The organism is Mediterranea sp. An20, assembly GCF_002160055.1.
GTDB classification, from domain to species: Bacteria; Bacteroidota; Bacteroidia; order Bacteroidales; family Bacteroidaceae; genus Bacteroides; species Bacteroides avicola.
Window position 1 is genome coordinate 1 of sequence record NZ_NFJV01000005.1, and the last position, 20,324, is coordinate 20,324.

At 46.1% G+C, this 20,324-nt stretch carries 17 protein-coding genes and 1 tRNA gene; 10 read left to right on the forward strand and 8 right to left on the reverse strand.

The window, feature by feature from the left end:
• Positions 1-485: 485 nt before the first annotated feature.
• Positions 486-1,658, reverse strand: coding sequence for a site-specific integrase (locus B5F34_RS04245; protein ID WP_087335415.1), 1,173 nt, complete (start codon positions 1,656-1,658; stop codon positions 486-488).
• Positions 1,659-1,792: 134 nt separating this feature from the next.
• A tRNA-Ala gene (locus B5F34_RS04250) sits at positions 1,793-1,866 on the reverse strand.
• An 805-nt stretch (positions 1,867-2,671) separates the two neighbouring features.
• On the opposite strand from B5F34_RS04250, the gene B5F34_RS04255 reads away from it, so the two are divergent.
• Together B5F34_RS04255 and B5F34_RS04260 are read left to right on the forward strand one after the other, a co-directional pair.
• On the forward strand, positions 2,672-4,210 hold the full coding sequence (locus tag B5F34_RS04255; RefSeq protein ID WP_087335417.1) for a HAMP domain-containing sensor histidine kinase: 1,539 nt from the start codon (positions 2,672-2,674) through the stop codon (positions 4,208-4,210).
• A gap of 5 nt (positions 4,211-4,215) precedes the next feature.
• Entirely contained in the window at positions 4,216-4,914 is a 699-nt protein-coding gene (locus tag B5F34_RS04260; protein WP_087335648.1) for a response regulator transcription factor, read from the forward strand.
• Positions 4,915-5,079: 165 nt separating this feature from the next.
• Here B5F34_RS04260 and B5F34_RS04265 read toward each other — a convergent pair whose 3' ends face one another.
• Complete coding sequence (locus B5F34_RS04265) at positions 5,080-5,460, reverse strand: DUF3127 domain-containing protein (protein ID WP_087335650.1); 381 nt, start codon at positions 5,458-5,460, stop codon at positions 5,080-5,082.
• Between the two features lie 338 nt (positions 5,461-5,798).
• Here B5F34_RS04265 and dnaN point away from each other — a divergent pair, with 338 nt between their 5' ends.
• From dnaN to B5F34_RS04300, 7 genes are read left to right on the forward strand one after another with little or no spacing between them, the layout of a single operon-like run.
• Complete coding sequence (gene dnaN, locus B5F34_RS04270) at positions 5,799-6,923, forward strand: DNA polymerase III subunit beta (RefSeq protein WP_087335418.1); 1,125 nt, start codon at positions 5,799-5,801, stop codon at positions 6,921-6,923.
• A 48-nt stretch (positions 6,924-6,971) separates the two neighbouring features.
• Positions 6,972-7,742, forward strand: a complete 771-nt coding sequence (locus tag B5F34_RS04275; protein WP_087335420.1) for a 3'-5' exonuclease — start codon at positions 6,972-6,974, stop codon at positions 7,740-7,742.
• Between the two features lie 10 nt (positions 7,743-7,752).
• On the forward strand, positions 7,753-8,979 hold the full coding sequence (gene coaBC / locus B5F34_RS04280) for a bifunctional phosphopantothenoylcysteine decarboxylase/phosphopantothenate--cysteine ligase CoaBC (protein ID WP_087335422.1): 1,227 nt from the start codon (positions 7,753-7,755) through the stop codon (positions 8,977-8,979).
• Between the two features lie 4 nt (positions 8,980-8,983).
• Complete coding sequence (gene recN / locus B5F34_RS04285; protein WP_087335424.1) at positions 8,984-10,645, forward strand: DNA repair protein RecN; 1,662 nt, start codon at positions 8,984-8,986, stop codon at positions 10,643-10,645.
• 11 nt (positions 10,646-10,656) lie between these two features.
• Positions 10,657-11,400, forward strand: a complete 744-nt coding sequence (rlmB, locus tag B5F34_RS04290) for a 23S rRNA (guanosine(2251)-2'-O)-methyltransferase RlmB (RefSeq protein ID WP_087335426.1) — start codon at positions 10,657-10,659, stop codon at positions 11,398-11,400.
• Positions 11,401-11,402: 2 nt separating this feature from the next.
• Entirely contained in the window at positions 11,403-13,106 is a 1,704-nt protein-coding gene (locus B5F34_RS04295) for a serine protease (protein ID WP_087335652.1), read from the forward strand.
• Between the two features lie 50 nt (positions 13,107-13,156).
• Positions 13,157-13,531, forward strand: coding sequence for a RidA family protein (locus B5F34_RS04300; RefSeq protein ID WP_087335427.1), 375 nt, complete (start codon positions 13,157-13,159; stop codon positions 13,529-13,531).
• On the opposite strand, the gene B5F34_RS04305 is transcribed toward B5F34_RS04300, so the two are convergent.
• A complete protein-coding gene (locus B5F34_RS04305; protein WP_087335429.1) occupies positions 13,499-14,755 on the reverse strand; it encodes a folylpolyglutamate synthase/dihydrofolate synthase family protein in 1,257 nt (418 codons plus the stop codon). The two genes, B5F34_RS04300 and B5F34_RS04305, sit on opposite strands and share 33 nt — an antisense overlap.
• Positions 14,756-14,857: 102 nt before the next feature.
• Between B5F34_RS04305 and B5F34_RS04310 the strand changes: the two genes are divergently transcribed.
• Positions 14,858-16,183 carry a PhoH family protein gene (locus tag B5F34_RS04310; RefSeq protein ID WP_087335431.1) on the forward strand — a complete coding sequence of 442 codons (1,326 nt, stop codon included), beginning with the start codon at positions 14,858-14,860 and terminating at the stop codon, positions 16,181-16,183.
• 104 nt (positions 16,184-16,287) lie between these two features.
• Here the strand turns inward: B5F34_RS04310 and B5F34_RS04315 are convergent, their stop codons facing one another.
• The 4 genes from B5F34_RS04315 to B5F34_RS04330 all read right to left on the reverse strand — a co-directional run bounded on the left by B5F34_RS04315 (position 16,288) and on the right by B5F34_RS04330 (position 20,134).
• Positions 16,288-17,010, reverse strand: coding sequence for a DUF6064 family protein (locus tag B5F34_RS04315; RefSeq protein ID WP_087335433.1), 723 nt, complete (start codon positions 17,008-17,010; stop codon positions 16,288-16,290).
• 60 nt (positions 17,011-17,070) lie between these two features.
• The gene (locus B5F34_RS04320) at positions 17,071-17,565 is read right to left on the reverse strand and encodes a threonine/serine exporter family protein (RefSeq protein WP_087335435.1); all 495 of its coding nucleotides are present in this window, start codon (positions 17,563-17,565) and stop codon (positions 17,071-17,073) included.
• A gap of 61 nt (positions 17,566-17,626) precedes the next feature.
• Positions 17,627-18,394: a threonine/serine exporter family protein gene (locus tag B5F34_RS04325; RefSeq protein WP_087335436.1), complete on the reverse strand. Its 768-nt coding sequence runs from the start codon at positions 18,392-18,394 to the stop codon at positions 17,627-17,629.
• Positions 18,395-18,481: 87 nt separating this feature from the next.
• On the reverse strand, positions 18,482-20,134 hold the full coding sequence (locus tag B5F34_RS04330) for a radical SAM protein (protein WP_087335438.1): 1,653 nt from the start codon (positions 20,132-20,134) through the stop codon (positions 18,482-18,484).
• Positions 20,135-20,324 lie beyond the last annotated feature (190 nt).

Consider the following 20,324-nt stretch of genomic DNA (forward strand, 5'->3'; position numbering starts at 1 on the left):
CCTGGTTCGATAATTATAGAAGGCTCTGTCGGAACTACGAATTCACGTTCGATTCGGCTGAGGAAATGGTGAAACTGGCGGCGATAAGAATGTTACTGAGCAAAATTTAAACAGGCTCTCAATCTCTTTTTCCAATTCTTCATTCGTCATAGCTTGTTGTCTTAAATGATACATCTTGTTTTTGATTACAATGCAAAAATACATATTCTTTTGGTTATGTGCAAATATCCTTTGGTTTATTTTTATTTATGAATGATTCTTTTCATATTTGCACTTTAGATATATATAATATTATGAGGTCGAAAAATATACGGATTGATACAGCTTTTATGGGCTACGGGCATTATAAGATAGTGGTAACATATTCAGGTTTCATAAAAGAAGCAATTTCGGGAGATATGGACCTGATACGGCGGCTTAAGTCCGAGGATAAGAAGGAAAGGGAAGAGGCTACCGCCGAAGCGATAGCCTATGTGGAATCCCAATCACTTTAGGTTATCCAATATCTTCCGGATGGCTTCATCCGCGTGTTTCCGCATTATTTTTACGTAGTTGAAGATGGGGCGGTTCGCTTTCATGCTTTGCCCGATGCAATACTCCAGCGTCTCCAGCGGGATGCCGAGCTCGAAGCCGTGCTGCACGAAAGACTTCCGGGCTGAGTAATAGACTACGTGTTGTTGGATGCCCAATCGTTCGCCAAGACGGACAATTTCGTGTGTGACGTACTTGCGGAAATTATCGTAGGTGTACTTGTAGCCGAAATTCAGCTTCCCATTTTTCCCCATCCAACGCTGGATGATAGGCCATGCTTCCTCCGGGATGGAGAAACTCACCTTCTTGTCACCCTTCTTCGTGTTCTTCGATTTCTGCCGGATGTATTCTATGGTGGTACGCCCCTTGAAATTAATCTGCATCAGGTCTACGAGATTGATGCCTCCCAGGTAGTAGGAGAGCATGAAGAGGTCTCGAGCCACACGGAGGGATTTTTCTGTCACGTCTGCGTCACGGATGAGCCTGACATCTTCCACGCTGATGTCCAGTTCGCGCACGCTGCCTTCCGGTTTCTCGTAGTACTCGAATGGATGGGTGTCATACGAAACCTTCTTATCCCGTATGGCTCGGTTGATGATGGCCTTGATATGTACCAAGTGTGTTCCTCTTGTTACCGGGTTCAACCCTTTGTCGCGCAGGAACAGGTCGAAGTCTTTGATGGTTCGTGGCGTGATTCCATCCAGCATGATGTCTATGTGTGTAAAGCTGGTGAAGTAGTCGCAGGTTCTCTGATAAAGGGCAGCGGTACTTTTGCGACCTTCTTTCAGCATGTCGCGGATGTAATCATCGGCAGCGGAGGAGAAGGTGGTGCTTCCTTCTTTGATATTTGAAAGATATTCAGCGACCTGAGTACATGTATATGAATTAGTGTTAATGCGGTCCAATGCATCTTCATACGAATTAAGCAGATTACGCAATTTAATATTGATGCGTGAAGCATCTGGGCGGCCGACAATCTGACCATCTCGAAGTTGGTCAGGGCTGTCCACAACGAATCTGGTAACGATGCATCTCGTTTCCTGTTTATGTCCTATTGCTATTCGGATTTTATGCTTGCCGGATTTTAGAGCCTTGGCTGGTACAACGGCTAATTTGATGGTTGTCATAATTTTTTTGGATTCGTTTTCGACAAGTTCTTAATGCCAAAAGTGGCATTATTTGTCTTTTTTTTAATCCAAAACGGACTTCCAGCACTAATTTGAAAAAGATAAAACCCTCTAAAACAGAGGGTTTTGAATCGTGGAGCATAGCGGACTCGAACCGCTCACCTCGACACTGCCAGTGTCGCGCTCTAGCCAGATGAGCTAATACCCCTTTTTGACGCTGCAAAGATAAGCACTTTTGTTGGACTGGCAAAACATATCTGACTTTTTTTGTCTTTTTCTCATGTTTTTTCTCTGCTAATAGCTTATTTCCACGGATTGAGTTTATCATTGAAGATAAGAACAAGGATCTTACAAATAATATATCCGTGACTGTTCCTTAGCTTCATTAAACTAGATTTTGAGTGAAGCTGAATTTGTGTGATCCTTGCCTGGAGAACAGACGGAGCAATTAGCATGTAGTTCTGCCCAGCTTCAAAAACTAATCTGTGAAAGTCAGACCTATATTTTTACTTTGCTGGTAATCAGTGAAGAAGCGCTTTATGGTAACAGGCTCGCTGCGTATCGCTTAGCAGAATCTTGCTTATTGCTTAGCTGTTTCTTGCTTACCGCTTGGCAATATTTTGCTGAGGGATTGTAGCTGTTGTGTTGATTGATTTTCCTTCTGGTGCAAGGATATACATCTTTGGATGAGGTGCTTATCCGCCGTTGAGAAATGTATGGGAGTAGAAGTTGGCAGTAATGATGCGGGGAAGCTACGTTTCATGAAGGTCGCATGGCCGATGGGAATAACCTGATCCGGAAAATAGCATTAGGCTCTTCGGTGAATAATATTAGGGTGAAATGTGAATGTGGCGTTTAATTTTTAATTAAATTTGCAAACAAAGACGAGTTTGAGTTGTTATACTGAATGGAGTGCGAATTATAAAAAGCCATTCGGTTAATTAACAAGAACATGCGGTTAAATCAGGTTAATCGATTCGGAATGTTAATTAGGAATGGTTAATTTTGCGGTCATGAAAAAGTCAACTATATGGATTTTGGGCATCGTTATGGGGCTTTCATTTCTCAGTCTGCTGTATTTGCAAATCAGCTACATTGAGAAGATGGCCAAGATGCGTAACGAGCAGTTTGATGAGTCGGTGAAACGGGCTTTAATGGCTGCTTCGAAAAGTGTGGAATCGGAAGAGGTAGACCGCTGGTTGCGTGAGGATATTTCTGAGGCTGAGAAAAAGGCTTGGGAGCAGTCCAATCACAGTGTGGTGACTCAGACCAACCGCTCTACGACTTTCTTAGGGAATGGTACTGTACATTCTTCCATTGAATTCAAGAGTTTCAGCCGGGAACCGTCGCGGTTGCCCCGTGCGATGATTTCGAGAAAACATGGCATGAAAACCATTCCTAAGACTTCGCGTACTATTGCGGATATGTTGAAGAACCGTTATCTGTATCAGCGTGCGTTGGTGGATGATGTGGTGTGGAAGATGATTTACAATGCGAGTGACAAGCCGGTGCAGGAACGCGTGAACTTCAAGAAGTTGGATGAATACCTCCAATCTGGTCTGATAGATAACGGTATAGATTTGAGTTATCATTTTAGAGTGATTGACGGGAACGGTAGGGAAGTGTACCGCTGTGGCGATTACAATGATGTGGGAAGCGAAAATTCATATTCCCAACCCTTGTTTCTGAACGATCCGCCTGCCAAAATGAGTGTAGTGCGCATTCATTTTCCGGAGCGCCAGAACTATATTTATGATTCGGTGAGCTTTATGATTCCGTCAATGATATTCACCTTCGTACTGTTGATAACCTTTATTTTTACGATATATATCGTATTCCGTCAGAAGAAGTTGACAGAAATGAAGAATGACTTTATCAACAATATGACGCATGAATTTAAGACGCCTATTTCAACCATTTCGTTGGCTGCCCAGATGCTGAAAGACCCCGCCGTGGGAAAATCGCCTGCGATGTTCCAGCATATATCGGGTGTGATCAATGATGAAACCAAGCGTCTGAGGTTTCAGGTGGAAAAAGTCTTGCAGATGTCAATGTTTGACCGCCAAAAGGCTACCTTGAAGATGAAAGAACTGGACATGAACGAGTTGATTGCCGGTGTGGTGAATACATTTGCCCTGAAAGTTGAGCGTTATAATGGCAAGATAGAGACGGAACTGGAGGCTGCAGATTCTATTGTAGAAGCTGATGAGATGCACATAACGAATGTGATTTTCAACTTGATGGACAATGCTGTGAAATATAAACGTCCGGATGTGGATTTGTTGCTGGTTGTCAAGACATGGAATGAACCCGGCAAAATGATGATTTCCGTTCAGGACAATGGTATTGGTATCAAGAAAGAGAACCTGAAAAAGATCTTTGATAAGTTTTACCGCGTGCATACGGGTAATCTGCACGATGTAAAAGGCTTCGGACTCGGATTGGCTTATGTGAAGAAAATCATCGCTGACCATAAGGGGGTCATCCGGGCAGAAAGTGAACTGAATATTGGAACAAAATTTATAATTGCATTACCTCTAATTAAAAATTGATGGATATGGACGAGAAATTGCGTATTTTATTGTGCGAAGATGACGAGAATCTTGGCATGCTTTTGCGGGAATATTTACAGGCTAAAGGATATGCTGCCGACTTGTTTCCCGATGGTGAAGCTGGTTATAAGGCTTTCTTGAAGAACAAGTACGACTTGTGCGTGTTTGATGTGATGATGCCGAAAAAAGATGGTTTTACTTTGGCACAGGAGGTTCGTGCCGCCAATTCGGAGATTCCCATTATCTTCTTGACTGCCAAAACTCTGAAGGAAGATATTCTGGAAGGATTCAAGATAGGAGCAGACGATTATATAACCAAGCCTTTCAGCATGGAAGAACTGACATTCCGTATCGAGGCTATTTTGCGTCGTGTGCGAGGCAAGAAGAACAAGGAAAGCAATATCTATAAAATTGGTAAATTTACTTTTGATACACAAAAGCAGATATTGTCTACTCCTGAGAAGCAGACGAAACTGACTACTAAAGAATCGGAGCTGTTGGGGTTGCTTTGTGCACATGCTAATGAAATTTTGCAGCGCGATTTTGCCTTGAAGACTATTTGGATTGATGACAATTATTTCAATGCACGTAGTATGGATGTGTATATTACCAAATTGCGCAAACATCTGAAAGAAGATGATTCCATTGAGATTATCAATATCCATGGCAAAGGGTATAAGTTGATTACGCCGGATGTTGATTGACAAGGAACTTTTTGAATATACGGACTAAAGCAAGAGAGGGTTGTTGGCAGACAATGACCCTCTCTTGCTTTAGCTGGATATTAAGGATAAAAATGGAAAGTGAGAATATGCGTTCGTCTGAAGCTACATATTCTCACTCTGTTTGTTCTGATAATTTTTGTAAAATCAGAAGGGCAGGTCGTCCTTAGAATCACCGGCCAGGAAGTCTGGTGCTGCTGTGGGGGCAGGAGGAGGTACTGGTGCACCGGCGGGGGAGGCAGCTGCAGACATTGCAGGTTCTACTTTCCAGGCACGGATGCGGTTAAACCACCGGTCTTGCCACTGGTTGGCATCGATGTCGAAAGATACCTTCAGCTCTTGACCTTGCTGGATGTTGAATTGGGCAATCCTGTCAGCTCCAAATACTTCAAAACACATGCGTCGGGGATATTGACCACTGGCGCTATCTTCGATTACATATTCTTGTGCCTGCCATTCGTTGCCCGATGTTTTGCCAATTCCTTTCTTTAAAGGAAGTACAGCAATGATTTTTCCTATAAATTCCATGTTGCTCTTTTTGTTAACGCGGCGAAGATACAATTTTTTAGGCATACGTGACGAATAATCGGCTGTTTTTTCTTCTGATTTCTTTGCCATAGGCAATTCTTTTTCTAACTTTGTCCGTCATTAGAGCTTGTTTAAATTTTGCTCAGCTTTATTTTGAGTGCTGTTTCCGAGGATATTTTTCCGGTGTACTGAGGAACGTAGCGGGCTACGTGACGAAGTATGCCGGGAAAAGAGACCGGAAAGAGGCTCAAAAGAAGCTGAATATAAATCTAAAAGAGGAAAATTTAAATAGGCTCTTAATAGTGAAGCAAGAATCAAACATATAATAATAAGAAGATATGAAATTTGTCGTTTCGAGTACGGTGCTTTCTTCTCATTTGCAGGCTGTCAGCCGCGTGATAAATTCTAAGAACGCACTGCCTATTTTGGATTGTTTCCTTTTTGAATTACAGGATGGTACTTTGTCGGTGACAGTGTCTGACAGTGAAACTACCATGGTGACTTCTCTGGAAGTAGTGGAGAGTGATTCTGACGGCAGATTTGCCGTAGTGGCCCGTACTTTGTTGGATGCTTTGAAAGAGATTCCTGAACAGCCTCTGACTTTTGAGGTGAATTTGAATACTCTGGAAATAACCGTGCAGTATCAGAATGGAACATATAATTTGGTGGGACAAAATGCCGATGAATTTCCTACCCCTGTCGTATTGGGCGATGGTGCAGTGAAGGTTGAGATGGATGCTCAAGTGTTGTTGAACGGTATTAATCGGGCTCTTTTTGCTACAGCCGACGATGAACTGCGTCCTGTAATGAATGGTATCTATTTTGATATTACAGCTGAAGACATTACGATGGTAGCTTCTGATGGACATAAATTGGTGCGTTGCAAAACATTGGCAGCACATGGTAGTGAGCGGGCTGCTTTCATTTTGCCTAAGAAGCCTGCTAATCTGATAAAGAATCTTTTGGCCAAGGAGCAGGGAACGGTGCATCTGGAGTTTGACGACCGTAATGCGTCTTTTATATTGGAGAACTATCGCATGGTATGTCGCTTGATAGAAGGACGTTATCCGAACTATAATTCTGTTATTCCTAAGAATAATCCCAATAAAATTACGGTCGACCGTTTGCAACTTATTGGTGCTTTGCGCCGTGTGTCTATTTTCTCTTCTCAGGCGAGCAGCCTTATCAAGTTGCGCATGGAAGGAAACAGAATTGTTGTCTCTGCCCAGGACATCGACTTCTCCACTTCGGCTGAAGAAATGCTGGTTTGTCAATATGCAGGAACTCCTATGAGTATTGGTTTCAAATCGACTTTCCTGATTGATATTCTTAATAATATTTCTGCTGAAGAAGTGTTTATAGAATTGGCTGACCCTTCTCGGGCAGGTGTAATTATTCCTGTGGAGCAGGAGGAGAACGAAGATCTTTTGATGTTGCTGATGCCTATGATGTTGAATGATTAAACGGTCTTGTATGGTCTTTTTGTATATATCGTTTAACGGAAATTGAAAATGAAATTGAATCTGAGGAATCCTCTTGTTTTCTTCGATTTGGAAACAACGGGAACTAATATCAATAGCGATCGTATTGTTGAGATTTGCTATCTGAAAGTTTATCCAAATGGCAATGAAGAGACTAAAACAATGCGCATCAATCCGGAAATGCATATACCGGAGGAATCATCGGCGGTGCATGGTATTTATGATGAAGACGTAAAAGATTGTCCCACTTTCAAAGATGTGGCGCGCAATATCGCGCATGATATTGAAGGTTGTGACCTGGCCGGCTTTAATTCTAACCGTTTTGATATTCCGGTATTGGCAGAGGAGTTCTTGCGTGCCGGTGTAGACATTGATTTGAGTCGGAGGAAGTTTGTAGATGTGCAAGTCATTTTCCATAAGATGGAGCAGCGCACTCTGTCGGCCGCATATAAATTCTATTGCGGGAAGAATCTGGAGGATGCTCATTCTGCCGAAGGAGATACACGCGCCACGTATGAGGTGCTGATGGCTCAATTGGACCGTTACCCGGAGTTGAAAAATGATATTAATTTCTTGTCGGAGTACTCCAGTTTTACCAAAAATGTCGACTTTGCCGGACGGATGGTCTATGATGACAAGGGAGTGGAGATTTTTAATTTTGGCAAGTATAAGGGCATTTCGGTGGCTGAGGTGCTAAAGCGTGATCCCGGATATTATGGTTGGATACTGAACAATGACTTTACGCTGAATACGAAGGCTATGCTGACTAAAATACGTTTGCGCGAATTGACGCAACGATAATCTTTGTGTTATGACTAATATGTTGAAAGGAAAGAAAATCGTGCTGGGCATCACTGGAAGTATAGCTGCTTATAAAGCATGTTATATTATTCGGGGGCTGATAAAAAAAGGGGCTGAAGTGCAAGTGGTTATAACACCGGCAGGCAAAGAGTTTATTACTCCTATTACTTTGTCGGCACTTACCAGCAAACCGGTTATCAGTGAGTTTTTTGCCCAGCGTGACGGTACATGGAATAGTCACGTTGATATTGGCTTATGGGCTGATGCTATGCTTATTGCTCCGGCTACGGCATCTACTATTGGTAAAATGGCTCATGGTGTTGCCGACAATATGTTGATAACAACCTATCTTTCCATGAAAGCTCCAGTTTTTGTAGCACCGGCAATGGATTTGGATATGTATGCCCATCCTTCTACGCAGGCTAATTTAGATAGGCTCCGTTCTTGGGGAAATCACATCATTGAACCGGGAACCGGAGAATTGGCCAGCCATCTTGTAGGTAAAGGCCGGATGGAAGAGCCGGAAAATATTATTCTTTGTCTGGAGGAGTATTTTGCTGGTCGTGGAGGAGATTTGCTGGGGAAAACAGTTCTAATAACGGCGGGGCCTACTTATGAGAAGATAGATCCGGTTCGTTTCATTGGCAATTATTCGTCGGGGAAAATGGGCATAGCCATTGCCGATGAATGTGCGGCCCGTGGTGCCAAGGTCATTTTGGTGAGTGGTCCGATGCTGCAAGTTACGCATTTCCCTATGTACAGGCATTGTCGTGTAGAGTCTGCTGCAGAAATGTATGATGCCTCAGTAGCGGCTTTTGCAGAAGCAGATGCAGCCATTATGACAGCAGCCGTAGCAGATTATACGCCAGCTCACGTTGAGATGGAAAAAATGAAGCGTGAAAAGACTGGAGATCTTTTATTGGCGTTGAAACCTACGCGCGACATAGCAGCTTCACTTGGTGAATTGAAACGGAAAGATGAACGGAAAGTTTTGGTGGGCTTCGCTCTTGAAACGAACGATGAGACTTGGAACGCTAAAGATAAACTGATGCGAAAGAATCTGGACTTTATCGTTTTGAACTCATTGAAAGATGAGGGTGCCGGATTTCGTTGTGATACCAATAAGATCAGTATCATAGACCATAAAGGAAAGAATGATTATCCGTTGAAGCCTAAGACGGAAGTGGCGGAAGATATTGTAGACCGGTTGGTAGAAGTATTGAAGAATAAATCCTGAGTTTATGTTACATTCGCTTTACATACAGAACTATGCCCTGATAGAAAAGCTGGATATCGGTTTTGAACGGGGATTTTCTGTCATTACGGGTGAAACCGGGGCGGGAAAATCTATCATTCTGGGTGCTATTGGTCTGCTGTTGGGACAACGTGCCGATGTAAGGTCTATTCGGGCAGGAGCTTCCAAGTGCATTATTGAGGCCCGATTTGATATTTCCCGTTATAATATGAAGGCTTTCTTCGAGGAAAACGAACTGGATTATGAAGATGAATGCATTTTGCGTCGGGAGTTGTATGCTTCAGGAAAAAGCAGGGCTTTTATCAACGATACGCCGGCTCAGCTATCTCAGATGAAGGAATTGGGGGAGCAACTTATAGACATTCATTCTCAACATCAGAATCTGTTGCTGAACAAAGAAGGTTTTCAGTTGAATGTATTGGACTTGTTAGCTCACGATGAAGAAGAACTGAATGCTTATCAGAAAGTATATAAGGAATGGAAACTGGCTCAAAATGAATTGGAACAGTTAAAAGAACGGATGACTCGTGACAAGGCTGACGAAGATTATGTACGCTTTCAATGGGAACAATTGGACGAAGCTCATCTTGTCGCAGGTGAGCAGGAGGAATTGGAACAGGAGGCTGAAACACTGAGTCATGCAGAAGACATCAAGGCTGGCTTGTACAGAGTAGTCCAGGTGCTCAGCAGTGATGAGGGCGGTTTGCTGACGGGGTTGAAAGAGTGCTGTAATGTCATGACAGGGCTTCAGCAGGTATATCCTGGAGCAGAAGAACTGGCTGTCCGTTTGGAAAGCTCGTATGTAGAATTGAAAGATATTTCTCAGGAAGTATCTGGCCGGGAAGAAAGCATTGAGTTCAATCCTGAACGATTGGCAGAAATAAATGAGCGCTTGAATCAGATATATACTTTGCAGCAAAAGCATCGCGTAAGTACAGTAGCTGAGTTGATTACTTTACGGGACGAGTATGCCTCCCGGCTGGCCGCGATAACTTCTTCGGACGATGATTTGGAGGTTTTGAAACAACGTTGTGAACATTTATATGTGGAAGTATGCCGACATGCCGACTCGTTGACTGAGGCTCGTAAGCGGGCTGCACAAGAAGTAGAGCTTCAGATGGCTACCCGTTTGATACCTCTGGGGATGCCTAATGTGCGATTTGTAGTAGACATGGGGCGTAGGAAGGAACCGGGTGTACATGGAATGAATACGGTAAACTTCCTTTTTTCAGCGAACAAGAACGGGACATTGCAGAATATCTCATCCGTGGCTTCGGGGGGAGAAATTGCCCGTGTTATGCTTTCGGTAAAAGCTATGATTGCCGGAGCTGTGCAATTGCCTACCATTGTGTTTGACGAAATAGATACGGGCGTATCCGGTGAAATAGCCGACCGTATGGCCGACATTATGCAGGAGATGGCCGATAATGAGCGGCAAGTAATAAGTATTACCCATTTGCCGCAAATTGCAGCGCGTGGACATACACATTATAAGGTGTATAAAAAGGATAATGAGACCGAAACGAATAGCCATATCCGTCGTTTGACAGATGCGGAAAGAGTGGAAGAAATCGCCCACATGTTGAGTGGGGCCACGCTGACGGAGGCAGCATTGAATAATGCACGTGCCTTATTAGGAAAGAAATAATATGTAAATATATGACAGATAAAAATGAGATGATATTTGGCATACGGGCAGTGTTGGAAGCATTGCAGGCCGGAAAGGAAGTAGATAAAATCTTGATGAAAAAAGATCTTCAAGGCGATTTGGCTAAGGAGTTGTTGGCTGCATTGAAAGGTACGGGTATTCCCTTGCAAAGAGTACCGGTAGAACGTCTGAATCGTATTACACGCAAAAATCATCAGGGCGTGATTGCTTATCTTTCAGCAGTTGTCTATCAGCGGGTAGAAAATCTCGTACCTATGCTCTTCGAGGAAGGGAAGGAACCTTTTTTCATCGCTTTGGATGGCATTACCGATGTGCGTAATTTCGGTGCCATAGCCCGTACCTGTGAATGTGCAGGTGTTGATGCTGTTGTAATTCCTACAACCAATAGTGTTTCTGTCAATGCAGATGCCGTGAAAACTTCAGCGGGGGCTTTGCATAAGCTTCCAGTTTGTCGGGAGCGAAATCTGACTGAAACTCTTCGTTATCTGAAGGAATGTGGATTTCGGCTTATTGCCGCGACGGAGAAAGGTGATTACGATTATTCGAAGGCAGATTATAAAGGTCCTTTGTGTCTTATTATGGGAGCTGAAGACAGAGGAGTTTCCTATGACAATTTGGCTTTATGTGATGAATGGGTGCGTATTCCTATGCGGGGCACCATTGAGTCGCTCAACGTGTCGGTTGCCGCAGGAGTCCTTATTTATGAAGCAGTAAAACAAAGAATAGTTGAATGAATATGAAAAAGGCAATATTATTATTCTTATCTCTTTTCTGGTTGATTCAGTGGAGTGTGGCTCAGACACCGAAATGGGTGGAAAAAGCGAAGCGGGCCGTATTTTCTGTGGTAACGTATGACAAAAATGACCAGCTGTTGAATACAGGCAATGGCTTTTTTGTATCCGAAGACGGTATCGCTTTGTCTGACTATTCTCTGTTTAAGGGGGCACAAAGGGCAGTAGTTATCAATAGCGAAGGTGAGCAGATGGATGTAGAGAATATCATGGGGGCAGACGATATGTACGATGTCGTGAAGTTCCGTGTGAATATTACGTCTAAAAAGGTTACTTTTCTTCCGTTATCCTCTGTTGCACCTGCGGTAGGTGCTCAGGTGTATTTGTTACCTTATTCCACACAGAAAGATCGTATGTGTGCAGAAGGAAAGGTAAAGGCTGCTGATAAAATGGAGAAGGATTATCTTTATTATACGCTGGATATGCGTTTAAAGGATAAAATGATAAGCTGTCCACTTACAACAGCCGAGGGAGCTGTTTTCGGACTGGCTCAAAAGTCATCCGGGCAAGATACGGCTACTATCTGTTATGCTGTCGATGCCCGTTATGCCATGGCTCAAGCCATTTCCGCGTTATCATATAGCAATACGGCTTTGTCTGATATTGGCATTAAGAAGGCGCTGCCCGATACGGAAGAACAGGCTTTGGTCTTTCTTTATATTGTTTCTTCAGAACTTTCTCCCGAAAAATACGCTCAGGTGCTTGACGATTATGTTGCCCAATATCCCCAGAGTGCTGAAGGCTATTTGCGGAGGGCTACCAATCGTTTGGCTCAAACGCAGGATGAGGCTGCTATGCAATTAGTGGAGGCTGATTTGGATCAGGCTTTGAACGTTGCTGCAAACAAGGCTGATGTCCGTTTTAACCGGGCTAAGACAATTTATAATTATCTATTAACCAATCCGGCTCAGCCTTATAAGGATTGGAATATAGACAAAGCTTTGACGGAAATTCGTGAGGCGGTGGCTTTGCAGCCTTTGCCAGTATATAAGCAAATGGAAGGAGATATTCTTTTCTTCAAACAAGATTATGCTGCAGCTCTGTCTGCTTATGAAGAAGTAAACCGGTCAGAACTTGCTTCGCCTGCCACTTTCTTCAGTGCAGCCCAGGCCAAAGAGATGTTGAAGGCTCCTTCTTCGGAGATTGTTGCTTTATTAGACAGTTGTGTGGCTCATTGCCGACAGCCTTATTCTGATGCGGCTGCTCCCTATCTTTTGGCTCGGGCACAAGCTTTGTTGAATGATGGACAAGCCCGGAAAGCCATGTTGGATTATGATGCTTATTTCAAGGCAGTGAACGGCAATGTCAATGATGTATTCTATTATTATCGTGAGCAGGCAGCCTTGGAGGCTCATCAATATCAGCGGGCGCTTGACGATTTGAATAAAGCCATTGAACTGGCGCCTCAGAATATGCTTTACCGGGCAGAACTGGCTGTGGTCAATATCCGGGTAGGGCGCAGTGAAGAAGCTGTCAAGGTGTTGCAGGAGGCTTTGAAACTGGATGAGAAGTATGCGGAAGGTTATCGGCTTTTAGGACAGGCTTACATACAGCTTAAGAAGAATGCTGAAGCATGTGAAGCTTTTGCCAAGGCCAAAGAATTAGGCGATCCCAATGTGGATGCATTGATAGAAAAGTATTGTAAATAGATGAATTACCAATATATTTAACCTTTTAAGAAGAAAGGAGAATACAGATTATGAAAAAAGCAATCAACAGTAAGAAGGCGCCGGGAGCTATCGGCCCTTACAGCCAGGCCATTGAGGCAGGCGGAATGGTGTTCGTTTCAGGACAGTTGCCTATCAATGCAGAAACAGGTGAGATGGCTCAAGGAGCTCAAGCACAGACGCGTCAGTCGTTGGAGAACATCAAGCACATCCTGGAGGAGGCTGGCCTCACAATGGGTGATGTTGTGAAAACCACCGTATTCCTCGAGGATATGTCGTTGTTTGGCGAGATGAACGAGGTTTATGCCACGTATTTTGAAGCACCTTTCCCCGCCCGTTCAGCCGTAGCTGTCGATGCACTGCCCAAGGGTGCGTCAGTAGAGATTGAGTGCATTGCGGTTCGATAAAAGGTCGGCCACAACAAACGTACTGCCTCCTACGAAGATAAAGTCTTCGGGGAGGCTTCTTTTTTGTGCAGCGCGTACAGCTGCCGGTACATTGGCAAAGGCTTCTCCCTTCAGCCCAGCTTCTGTTCCCAAACGGGCTAATTCATCGGCAGGCAGGGCGCGTTTCACACTGGCCTGTGTGAAATAATAGTCGGCTTCGTGGGGTAGCAGGGCCAGCACTCCGCGGATATCTTTGTCATTCACCATTCCCAGCACGATGTGCAGGCGGTGGCAGGGTTGCGCCCGGAGTTGTTGGGCTATGTAGGCGATGCCTCCTGTGTTATGTCCTGTGTCGCATATCAGTGTAGGAGAATCCTGCAGCTTTTGCCAGCGCCCCATCAGCCCGGTCAGTTCCACCACGTGTGCGAAGCCTTGACGGATGTCGTTTTCCGTCAGGCGGTAGCCTATTTCCTTTAGTATCGGCAGGGCTGTCAGCAGTGTGCGGCGGTTTTTCTCTTGGTAAAGTCCTTTTAGTTCGAAGGAGAGTCCGGGGTAATCATTTTCATGTCCTTCCTCTTCAGCCCAATGTATGGGTGCACCTTCTTCTTGGGCTTTTTGGTAGAAAACAGGTCTGGTTTCAGGAGTTGTTTCTCCGATAACTATAGGGATACCCGGCTTGATGATGCCGGCTTTTTCGCCTGCAATCTGGGCTAAGGTGTGTCCTAAGAACTGGGTATGGTCCAGACTGATGTTGGTAATGATACACAAGTCCGGGTGGATGATGTTCGTACAGTCTAACCGTCCTCCTAAACCTACCTCCACTACTGCCACGTCCACTTTTTCATCGGCAAAGTATTTGAATGCCATGGCGGTTGTCAGTTCGAAGAACGAGGGAGACAAGGGCTCGAAGAAAGCACGTTCCTCTTCTACAAAACGGATAACATAGTCCTCGGATATCGGTTGGCCATTGACGCGAATCCGCTCGCGGAAGTCTACCAGATGAGGGGAGGTGTAAAGCCCCACACGATATCCTGCCGATTGCAGTATGGCAGCCAGCGTGTGCGAGCAAGAGCCTTTCCCGTTGGTACCGGCAATATGCAGGGAGCGGAAATGTTCATGCGGGTGCCGGAAGTGGGCATCCAATGCCCGTGTATTTTCCAGTCCTTCTTTGTAAGCGCCTGCTCCAACTTGCTGGAACATGGGCGCACTGTTGTACAAGTACTCTAAGGTGTCTTGATAGTTCATCTTTTGAAATATTTAACCAGGGAGCCAAAAACCCTTTGTTCCCTTGGATTGTTTATTTTAAGCAACGGCAAATTTAGTATTAACTATTTAAATCTAACGTATATGGGAGCCAAGAAAAACTTTGTGATTGACACAAATGTCATTTTGCATGATTACAACTGCCTGCAGAACTTCCAGGAAAACGATATCTATCTGCCCATCGTGGTGCTGGAGGAGTTGGATAAGTTCAAGAAAGGCAATGAGCAAATTAATTACAATGCGCGTGAGTTTGTCCGTCAGTTGGATCTTATTACTGACGATGACCTGTTTACCCGGGGAGCTAGCTTGGGCGAGGGAATGGGGCGACTGTTTGTCGTGACCGGCCGTATTGATGCCCCGCGTGTATCGGAATCGTTTCCCGAATCGATTCCCGACCATCGCATCCTGGCTGTGACTGATTGGTTGTGCCGCAAGCACCCGGACATGAAGACTATTCTTGTCACGAAAGATGTAAACCTGCGCATGAAAGCCCGTTCCATCGGCCTGTTGTGCGAGGATTATATCAACGACAAGGTGATGAATGTGGACATCTTCGAAAAGTCCAATGAAGTCTTTGAGGGTATTGACCCGGCACTCATTGACCGCATTTATTCTTCGCGCGAGGGTATTGATATTGGCGAGTTCGACTTCCGCGATGTGGTTCATCCCAACGAGTGCTTCATTCTCAAGAGCGACCGCAACAGTGTGCTGGCCCGTTATAATCCTTTCGACCGCACGGTGGTGCGTGTGTCGAAGTCGAAAAACTATGGCATTGAGCCGCGCAATGCCGAGCAGAGTTTTGCTTTCGAGATTTTGGATGATCCGAATGTTAAGCTGGTGGCACTGACTGGCAAGGCCGGTACTGGAAAAACGCTACTGGCACTAGCGGCCGCGTTGAGCCAGATGAGTGACTATAAGCAGATATTACTGGCGCGTCCCGTTGTGGCGTTGTCCAACAAAGACATCGGTTTCCTGCCCGGCGATGCCCAGGAGAAGGTTGCGCCTTATATGCAGCCCTTGTTTGACAATTTGAACGTTATCAAGCATCAGTTTTCGCCCACTTCGTCCGAACTCAAGCGACTGGATGATATGCAGAAGAGCGGGCAGCTCGTCATCGAGGCACTTGCCTTTATCCGCGGGCGTAGCCTGAGCGATACGTATTGCATTGTAGACGAGGCTCAGAATCTGACCCCGCACGAAATCAAAACCATCATCACCCGTGCTGGTGAGGGCACAAAGATGGTCTTTACGGGAGACATTCAGCAGATTGACCAGCCGTATTTGGACAGTCAGTCCAATGGCCTGGTCTATATGATAGACCGTATGAAAGACCAGAAACTCTTTGCGCATGTCAATCTGGTAAAAGGTGAACGGAGCGAATTGAGCGAGCTGGCCAGCAATCTGATGTAATGGCGGGCAAGTATGTATGGACATACTGGCAAAAAAATGAGGGTATCCAAACGGAAACAGTGTTCCGCGTGGGTACCCTCATCTTTTTTCGGGGTTGACAGGTTTTAGCGTATGAGCCCGTTCATGAGCGTCAGGCTGAGTGCTATGCCGATAATGACGCAGATGGTGATAAGAAATCCGTTCATGAACCGGGCGCTGGGCTTGGTCTCTTTATGCAGATTCTGGTCGAAATAGTTTTTGAAGAACAGGTAGATGGCAGGAACAGTGGAGGCTGCCAGAAGTACGTCTTCGGGTATGTGGTAGACGTATATTTTGGAGAAAGAGATGAGGGCCCAGTGGCAGATGAAAAGTATGATGAGCAGGTTCACCTTGCGCGAGAAGCCCAGCAGCAGACCGATGGTGAATACCGCTACCGAACAGGGCATGACGGTGGTGGTCATCATCGGGAATTCCATGCCGCGCACCCACGACAGCAAAGGATAGAGAAAGGGCATGGCGTAGAGCACGGCTACCAGATAACTGTATCGGCGGTTGCGTTCGAAAGTCGTGTAGTTGGTCCACAGATCCCACAGCCAGATAAGCGCCAGGATGCCCCAAAAGATGGCAAGGATGTAGTGGTAGCTTCGGATTCCTCCATAAATCATATAATATACGGCAGCTATCCATCCGTTGACAAAGACCATGTAAGCTTTCATGGTGCGTTTGACTCCCATCGTGGGACGTCGGTAGAGTAGTATGGTCAGCACGATACCGGTCAGTGTAATGATGCATTGAGCTATCCAAGTACCCCGGTTATATTCGGCAATGGTATTCCAAAAAGTTTCCATAGGTGGTTTATTGTTTAGTGTTATATAAGTTCGGTGAATAATAGTTATGTATCTTTTTCTTTATGCTTTCTTCCTTCTTGTCATTGAGAAGGCCCGGTTGATGAAGAGAAACAATGGGAAGGTGGCTCCTACGGCCAGCATGAAAATGACGCTGCACGTCACCAGGCCATTGCTGAAAATATCTTGTATGTATTTCTGTAACATTTCCGGGGTACCCAGGTTCTGCATGAACATGATGAGGGCGAATACTGTCTTATAGGCATACATACCTGGAATCATGGGCAGCAGAGCGGGGATGTAGAGCACCGTCATCGGACAGAGAATGCGCTTGCCCAGCAGCAGGCTTCCCATACCGATAGTGAACGATGCACAGAGCGAGGCCGTAGCAATGTCGATGCCGACATACGTCATGAGGCAGAAACGTAGTGCATGACCGATAGCAGCCAGCAGGGCGATGGATGGGAAAGCGCGCAAGGGTGGGTCGGATATGGCGCCAAAGCCGATGGCTGCCACGGCGGCAAAAAGCCCGTCGGTGATAATATCGAAAATCATCATATCGTATTACTTTATTGTTAATAGAGTGTATATATATAAAATAGGTGTAGGCCAGCCGTTTTTATAACAGACTGTTGCGTACCAGCATCAGTGTGAACGAAAGTCCCACGGCTATGCACAGTACCAGCAGCAAGGCTTGGATGAGCCGACTGCAACCGGTGATGACGTGTCCTTCTACAATGTCGATAACTCCGTTCAGCAAGGGAACGCCCGGCACCAGAAACAATACACTGGTAGCTATGGCCACTTCTGAAGTCGTGTCAAGTGTAAGAGCCGATGAGGCTGCCAGTGAGGCAGCAAAGGCTGATACCATGAAGACGATGTAATGGTTGATGTGTTTCTTCTGCATGACCTGGCGGATGTAGAAGCCGATAAGTGTGGCAGAGAAAACAATGCCCCGCGATGTCCAGTCGCCTCCGAACAAGGCACAGAAGGACGCATTGGCAAAGGCCACGAGGAACAAGGTGCATAGAGGGTCCATCTTGGGACGGGCGATGATTTCGGCATACTTCTTGCGCAAGTCGGCCAGTGGAAGGCGGTTGTCGTAAGCATCCCAGCTCAGGGCACTCAACTCGGCGTTCAGTTCAAAGCTGATGGGAAAGGCGGGGATAGCTGCCATTTCGTTGTACACTTCGTGGCTTTCGGTGTCGCGCACGCTTACAATGAGGTTGCGTTGCAATACGCATACATTGGTTTCCACATCCAGCGAGTGGCCGATACGGCATGTGTTACGCACTACACGTGAGGTATGTACGCCCGAACCCATCAGGCGGTTGGCATACTCCAGCAAAAAGTGAGTAATGTCTTTTAGTTCATTCAATGAATGCATTTCTTTAGTAAGTTTGGGGTTATCCTGAAAAACGGGCGCAAAGGTATGACTTTTTTGCCTAATTGCCAAAAAGGAGAAAGAACAGATTTATTCTGTGCCGACAGCTTTGAATACGGGGCGTACGGCTTGTATTTCTGATTCGTAACCATACCAGATTCCTTGTCCGGCTTCTGTGTCTGCAGGCAGGAAGCACAGTCGTAGTCCGGGGTGGTAGTGTCCTTTCAGCACCTGCCAGTGTTCGGGGGGAGTCTGACGCTTGGTCCGTACTTTTTCGGCTGGCTTTTTTTTGAGCGACAGTCCGGCTTCTATCCATGCCTGGCTGACTTGTCGGGCAAAGGTGGGATAGTGCTTTTGGCAGAAGTCATAAAGAAGGAAGCCTCTGCGTTCCAGGCTCAGTGGTTGGTCGATGACATTCAGCCGGATAAGTTCGTCGAGAAAAGCAGGAAGAAAGTCCGTATCGTGCAGGATGAGTGTTCTGGTGACTTCCTGCCATGCTTCGCTGTTATAGAATCCGTCCAGCAGGCGCGACAGCAGGCGGGCTGTTTGCAGTTCCTCCGGGGTAATTTCCCGGGTCATCAATACTTCATAAGGCGGGAGAGGTGAGTAGCTGATGCCCCATTCGGAGGCCCGCCGGCGCATTTCGGTGCCGGGCAGTACTTTTAGAGATTCCAACTGGATTTCTCCGGCCCGGTAATCGGCCAAGGTGCGAATATCGTCGAAAATCTGTTTCAGGTGGTAGAGGGGCAAGCCAGCAATGAGATCGGCATGGGTGACGACGTTGGGCAGGGAGCATAGGTAGTGCAGCCCCTCCAGCGATTCTTTCAGTCCTCCTGCCCGTCGGCTGGTGCAGAGCACATCCTCGTGCAGGCTTTGTATGCCGGCTTCCAGGTGGAGCAGTCCGGAAGGCATTTCTGCCAGCAGTTCTTTCAGTGGAGGGGTGAGTAAGGCGGGGTGAATCTCCAAATGGAAGCGCAGGTCGGGATGGAATTGTCGGAAGAGCAGGAGCAGTTGGCGGGCGCGTTCCGGATGGTAGTTGAACGTTCTATCCAATACTCGTACGTCGTGGATACCATGTCGTCGGATATTTTCCAGGCGGCGGGCAATGGTGTCGATGGAGAGGGTTCGTACCGGTTTTTCGCCTCCGCTTACACAAAAGGCGCAGGTATTGAAGCATCCTCGTGTAGTTTCCAATTGCACGAAAGGCTTGCTCCAGTTGAATAAGTAGCTTTCTTCGGGTGATGCCAGCCGGTCGAAGTGCTGCACGCGGGCGATGCCCTGGTCGGTATAGATGCCGTCGGACGCATTCAGGTAGCACAACCCATCCACTGTGCTCCATTGTTCGGGGCGGTTCCAACAGGACAGCCATTGAGCAAACGCTTCTTCTCCCTCACCCCGAAAGACACAGTTTATATAGGGGTGGCGGCGCAGGTAGGCTTCGTTGTCGCCCAGAAACTCCGGTCCTCCCAATGCCAGTATGCATTCGGGCAGCAGAGCTTTGGCACGTGAGGCGATATGCAGCAGCATTTCGTGGTTGAACAGCCAGGCTGTTCCTGCCAGAATGTCTGGACGGCTGCGGTAGATGCAGCTCACCATGGGACCGGGATTTTCGTTGACGGTGGCCGATACAATTTCCCATTCCACATCTTCACGGTTGGCCACTTGGGCATGGAGAGCCGGTAGTGCTAGCGAGGAGTGGGCGTATGAACTGTTCAGGTCTATCCAAAGAATCTTTGTCGGCATGTTAGTTTTCTTTCTTCAGGATGGTTTATGGGTGCAAAAGTACGACTTTTCTGTCAAATGCAGGCATGCGTGCGAAGTCGGCTTTTCTTCTTATAAGGAAGATACCTGTTTCGGAGGTATAAGAAGTCGGTTTCCAAAGTATAAGGAATCTGCTGAGAAGGTATAAGAAGGAGACGCTGATAATCAGTGT